General features: G+C 39.4%; 6 protein-coding genes. 1 reads left to right on the forward strand and 5 read right to left on the reverse strand.

The genetic code is table 11. The annotated features are described in order from the left end of the window. The first annotated feature begins 202 nt into the window (after positions 1-202). Complete coding sequence (recR, locus tag VB654_RS19765) at positions 203-760, forward strand: recombination mediator RecR (protein WP_323215512.1); 558 nt, start codon at positions 203-205, stop codon at positions 758-760. A 539-nt stretch (positions 761-1,299) separates the two neighbouring features. On the opposite strand, the gene VB654_RS19770 is transcribed toward recR, so the two are convergent. The 5 genes from VB654_RS19770 to pstA form a co-directional block, all read right to left on the reverse strand. After that, positions 1,300-1,437, reverse strand: a complete 138-nt coding sequence (locus VB654_RS19770) for a hypothetical protein (RefSeq protein ID WP_194000676.1) — start codon at positions 1,435-1,437, stop codon at positions 1,300-1,302. 461 nt (positions 1,438-1,898) lie between these two features. Then, a complete protein-coding gene (locus VB654_RS19775) occupies positions 1,899-2,819 on the reverse strand; it encodes a histone deacetylase (RefSeq protein ID WP_323215513.1) in 921 nt (306 codons plus the stop codon). 70 nt (positions 2,820-2,889) lie between these two features. Then, on the reverse strand, positions 2,890-3,108 hold the full coding sequence (locus tag VB654_RS19780; RefSeq protein ID WP_323215557.1) for a hypothetical protein: 219 nt from the start codon (positions 3,106-3,108) through the stop codon (positions 2,890-2,892). Positions 3,109-3,229: 121 nt separating this feature from the next. Then, the gene (gene pstB / locus VB654_RS19785) at positions 3,230-4,009 is read right to left on the reverse strand and encodes a phosphate ABC transporter ATP-binding protein PstB (RefSeq protein WP_323215514.1); all 780 of its coding nucleotides are present in this window, start codon (positions 4,007-4,009) and stop codon (positions 3,230-3,232) included. 36 nt (positions 4,010-4,045) lie between these two features. Beyond that, positions 4,046-4,927: a phosphate ABC transporter permease PstA gene (pstA, locus tag VB654_RS19790; RefSeq protein ID WP_323215515.1), complete on the reverse strand. Its 882-nt coding sequence runs from the start codon at positions 4,925-4,927 to the stop codon at positions 4,046-4,048. Positions 4,928-5,016 lie beyond the last annotated feature (89 nt).

Below are 5,016 nucleotides of genomic sequence, written 5' to 3' on the forward strand. Positions count from 1 at the left end.
CATTAAGTTTAGCTGAATAAGAAACGCCTCTCAGAAATGGGGGGCGTTTTTTAATGTATGTATTTGAATTTATTTGCGCCCGGTTGTAAGGTGATCTTAGCCAGATGAAAGTACGCGAAAAATGTCATTATAGTTAAGGTAATGATATCCGGGAGATAAGACCACGGTTTACGCACGTCCTTTAGCACGCTTAATTGAGCAGTTGCAACGCTTACCGGGAGTTGGCCCTAAATCAGCCCAACGTCTTGCTTTGCACATTTTGAAGCGCCCAGAAGCAGAAGTAGAAGCTTTAGCGCAAGCCTTAATTAATGCAAAAAAGCAGATAGGCTTGTGTTCTGTTTGCTTTCACCTATCTGCTGATCCTATTTGTGAAATTTGTCGTCATCCCAATCGTGATGATACTTCAATCTGTGTAGTTGCGGATTCCCGTGATTTGATTGCGTTGGAAAAAACGCGCGAATATAAAGGTAAGTATCACGTCTTGGGTGGGGTAATTTCCCCTATGGATGGTATTGGCCCAGAACAGCTGACTATCCAAGCTTTGGTACGGCGGGTGAGTCAACAAAAAACCAAAGAAGTGATTATGGCAATTAGTCCGACTATCGAAGGGGAAACCACAACCCTGTATATCGGTCAGCTACTGAAACCATTTACTAAGGTGACACGTATCGCCTTTGGTCTACCTGTGGGTGGCGATTTGGAGTATGCCGATGAAGTGACGCTGGCAAGAGCCTTGGAAGGTCGCAGAGAGTTAGATTAATTTTTACTTAGGGCTTGCCGTTAGGCATAAAAGTTATTTGTGAGGATAGGGAACAGGGTTTTGAGGATTTATCTTGGTGAAAATATCTGAACTATGCAATCAATCAATGCATAATTTTTTATCTTCACAAGTCTTATTCCTTGCACCTTTTTAACTTTTCAGGAGCTTTACACCCTTGATGAATAGTTTCACCTTTATTCAGCACGCCCTATTGAAAAACAGGCATTACGTCCTTAATAGGTGGCATCTTTCGAGGCTATACTACTAAGATAATTTGTCCCTTAGTTTTTGTTTCGGTAGCTTTACAGTTATTTACCTGTGGATGTGTTGAATTCCAGGTAATGCTGTAGCACTATGAAATTTGCATTCTTTGAGTGTTACCAGAATTTTTTCACGGCGAACACTGTTATCCCATATCAGTTGTAGCGGTTTTCGCATGAGTGAGAAGAGTATTGATAGCTCCAGTCCTGAAAGCAACTTGCTTTATACTCAGCACTTTGCACTCTGCCATAACACAAAGCATCCCACCAGGGGCTAATTTAGCGCTCTCCTGTTTTCTCAATTGTTTCTATGACTGCTAAACCAATACCAGAAGCCGCTATGAGCATGACTGCTGAAAGCAAATACATATTGGTGAACATTTGGAGGGCATCTTCAAAAAACATATAGGTGGTCATTGCTTCACCTTCTCAACTTTGTGTTGCTAGTAGTTTTGGTTTTTCCACAGGGCTGAGTAAGCTGTTGTGAAAAAATTGATATTAGTATCTTAACAAAACTTTAGCTACTTCACGAGATGATTCGCAGTTTTTTTCCTAAAGATTGGATGAACTTCATTAGCTTTCTGTTACAGAGAATACTGAAAAGATTTTAACGGCATAATTATGACTAAAAAAATTTATGTAAATACTTTATTTAACTAGCTACTTAAGTTACAGAGCAAAAATCCATATTATGGAACTATCAAATTTACAAATATTTAGGAAAAGTTTATTACTGCTTTTGAAATCGCTGGCAGACAAAGAATATATCTTACAAGGATTTACTAAGTAAAATATCAATTATGGGCATCAAAATTTACCTTTAATTTCTCTAAAGTTGAATTATTTATTAATGATTTGTGATGGAAGAAGGAAAAATTTTAAATTAAGCAGCGTTCAATTGTGGCTAATACAGATTGGGAAAGTGATGCAAAATCGTAACCACCTTCTAAACCAAAGAGAATTTTACGAGTTACTCCCAGACAAGCATTGGTAAAAAAAGCATAATCTGCTGGTTCTAAATTGATTTTGGCTAAAGGATCTGATCTATTGCCATCGTAACCAGCACTGACAATTAATAAATCTGCCTGAAAATTAGCTAAAAAGGGTATGACCTTGTTTTCTATTAGTGGCTGATATGCTGTGATATCACTACCAGGAGGTAAAGGTAGGTTTAAAACATTGTCGTGAAATCCGCGTTCAGAAGCTTTTCCAGTACCGGGATAACACGGATATTGATGTAAAGAACAGTAGACTATTTGGGAATGAGTTTCAACGATCGCTTGAGTACCATTGCCATGATGTACATCCCAGTCTAGGATGGCGACACGGTTAACTCCTGGTTGTTCTAGGGCATACAAAGCAGCGATCGCAGCCTGAGAAAATAAGCAAAATCCCATCCCCGTATGACTTTCAGCATGATGTCCCGGTGGACGTGCTAAGACAAAAGCCGGGTTTTTTGTTGCGAGTACAGTATCAACTCCATCCATCCAAGCACTTACCGCTAATAAAGCCACATCATAACTGCGCGGAGAAATTCGTGTATCACCGCCTAAATAACCGCCACCAGTGGTCGCAATTTCCTTGACTTTATTGATATAGGTTAGAGTGTGTGCTTTTAATAGTGTAGACATGAGCGATCGCCTTTGTGATGCTGCGGTAGGCGATCGCCAACTAATTTTTTCGGCAAAAGCGGCTGATTTCAGGGCATTAACAATTACCGTCAAACGTTCTGGGCATTCTGGATGATATCTTCCAGTATTGTGATCCAGAAACTCGTGGGAATAAATGACTGGTAACATAAGGCGAAAAACAAGGCAACAAAGTACTCAAGTTATTTTATCCTGACTGCTGGGGATAAAAACTTACGCCTTAATCTAGATTATCTTTAAGTGTTTCATCAATTGGTTGCTCCAGCATCTCTGGCACTAAAGCCGGATTCCCTCTAAGTTCAGCTGGCGATTGTCCTCGGATGACATCATCCATTTTGGGCGGATGTTTGATCATGTCCAGCACCTCTGGACTTAATTGAGATGCAGCATCTTCTGGATGAGTTTTTTCCCTGGAATTGGGAACTTTTTCCTGATTCATGGAATTCATCTACATTTCCTTTAACTGCTGGCCTTCAGCTTAAGATAAGTTGTAGCGAGGCAAACACTATCTTGAGACTTAAATTGAGCTTTCGTGCCGCAGTGCCAGTCTTGCGGTCAAATCAACCAAAACGACCGGAAACATAGTCATGAGTACGGGAATCTAGAGGGTGATTAAATATTTGATTGGTCGCACCAAATTCCACCATTTGACCAATACGACTTTCATCAGTGCTGAAAAAAGCTGTGAAATCTGAAACACGAGTAGCTTGTTGCATATTATGAGTCACAATGGCAATCGTTAATTCAGAACGCAAACTCTGAATTAGTTCCTCAATTTTCATGGTAGCGATGGGGTCAAGGGCTGAACAGGGTTCATCCATCAGGAGTACTTTTGGTTTGACGGCTAAAGCACGGGCAATGCAGAGTCGCTGTTGTTGACCACCAGAAAGACCTAAAGCAGATTTATCTAACTTATCTTTGACTTCATTCCACAGTGCAGCTCCTTTCAGGGCAGATTCTACCACGGCATCTAATTCTATTTGTGAACATCTGCCAGATATTCTGATCCCATAAGCAACATTTTCGTAAATACTCATAGGGAAAGGATTTGGTTTTTGGAACACCATCCCAATTTGGCGGCGTAATCGATTTAAGTTGATGCGGGGGTCATAAATATTCTGACCCAAAAATTCTATACGTCCTTCTACTTTCACCGAACCTTCTAATTCGCCAATCCGATTCAGACTCTTAATAAAGGTTGATTTACCACAACCACTAGGGCCAATCAGTGCAGTTACTTGATTATGATAAATATCTACAGAAACGTTATCAATTGCTTTAGTAGTGCTGTAATAATAACTGAGGTTTTTGACTTGAATGGCTGGAGTTAATGTGTTCATTTTTTATATGAGTTTACTATCGAATTTGGAATGTTTTTACTTAATCTTTCTTTTCCGAGTAATTAAGCGAGAAATTATACTGACAAATAAAACTAAGCCAAGTAAGACTATAGAAGTAGTCCAGACTAATTGATGTTTCTCTGGGTCGGGGTCGTTGTAAAGGTTAAAAATTAATACTGGTAAAGAAGCTGTTGGGCTGAGTAATCCTTCTGACCAATCTAAGCTAAACAAAGCCGTAAACATCAGAGGTGCTGTTTCGCCAGCAGCACGAGCGATGGCTAAAAGAATACCTGTGGTAATTGCAGGTAATGCAGCAGTAATTACGATGCGAAAAGTGGTTTGCAAGCGATTACCACCTAAAGCTGCGGAAGCTAGGCGTTGGTCTGTAGGAATTAGTTTTAAAGCTTCTTCGGTTGTCAGGACAATCACAGGTAGCATGATTGTGGCTAAAGCAAAACCACCAGCGATCGCACTAAATTTTTTAGTGAGTAAAACAATGACAGCATAAGCAAATACACCCACAATAATGGAAGGGACACCAGTGAGAATATTAGTAATAAAACGCACAAATTTAGCTGCTGGGTTAGTAATTCCAAATTCAGCTAAAAATATACCTGTTAATATGCCTACGGGAACACTTAATAGTGTAGCAATGCTCACGATTACTGCTGTTCCCAGAATAGCGTTGCCAAAGCCAAAATCAATCACAGGATTGACAAACATTTCTAGTTTTAGTCCAGATATTCCTCGTGAGATAATTTCCCACAAAATAGATAATAAAGGAACTAAAGCGACAACAGTTAATCCCCAAGCGATCGCATTCATTAAATAAGTAAATAATTGCCTCGATTTTGGTAAAGGTGCAAATAATTCATTAGCTAGGGATGGCGCTATTTTATTTTGCTGGTGATTACTCATATTTATATAAGATTGTGATATTTAATTTGTTGAAAAATAAAATATATTTCATCTCATGACTCTCTTAGCTATTTTTTTTGCCCACCCAC

It is taken from the genome of Nodularia sp. UHCC 0506, from assembly GCF_034931045.1.
Lineage (GTDB): Bacteria > Cyanobacteriota > Cyanobacteriia > Cyanobacteriales > Nostocaceae > Nodularia.

Bases quoted from the DNA above. Each gene is read 5' to 3' on its own strand.
- VB654_RS19780 (WP_323215557.1), bottom strand. From the start codon at position 3,108: ATGAATCAGGAAAAAGTTCCCAATTCCAGGGAAAAAACTCATCCAGAA.
- pstA (WP_323215515.1), bottom strand. From the start codon at position 4,927: ATGAGTAATCACCAGCAAAATAAAATAGCGCCATCCCTAGCTAATGAA.
- VB654_RS19770 (WP_194000676.1), bottom strand. From the start codon at position 1,437: ATGACCACCTATATGTTTTTTGAAGATGCCCTCCAAATGTTCACCAAT.
- pstB (WP_323215514.1), bottom strand. From the start codon at position 4,009: ATGAACACATTAACTCCAGCCATTCAAGTCAAAAACCTCAGTTATTAT.
- VB654_RS19775 (WP_323215513.1), bottom strand. From the start codon at position 2,819: ATGTTACCAGTCATTTATTCCCACGAGTTTCTGGATCACAATACTGGA.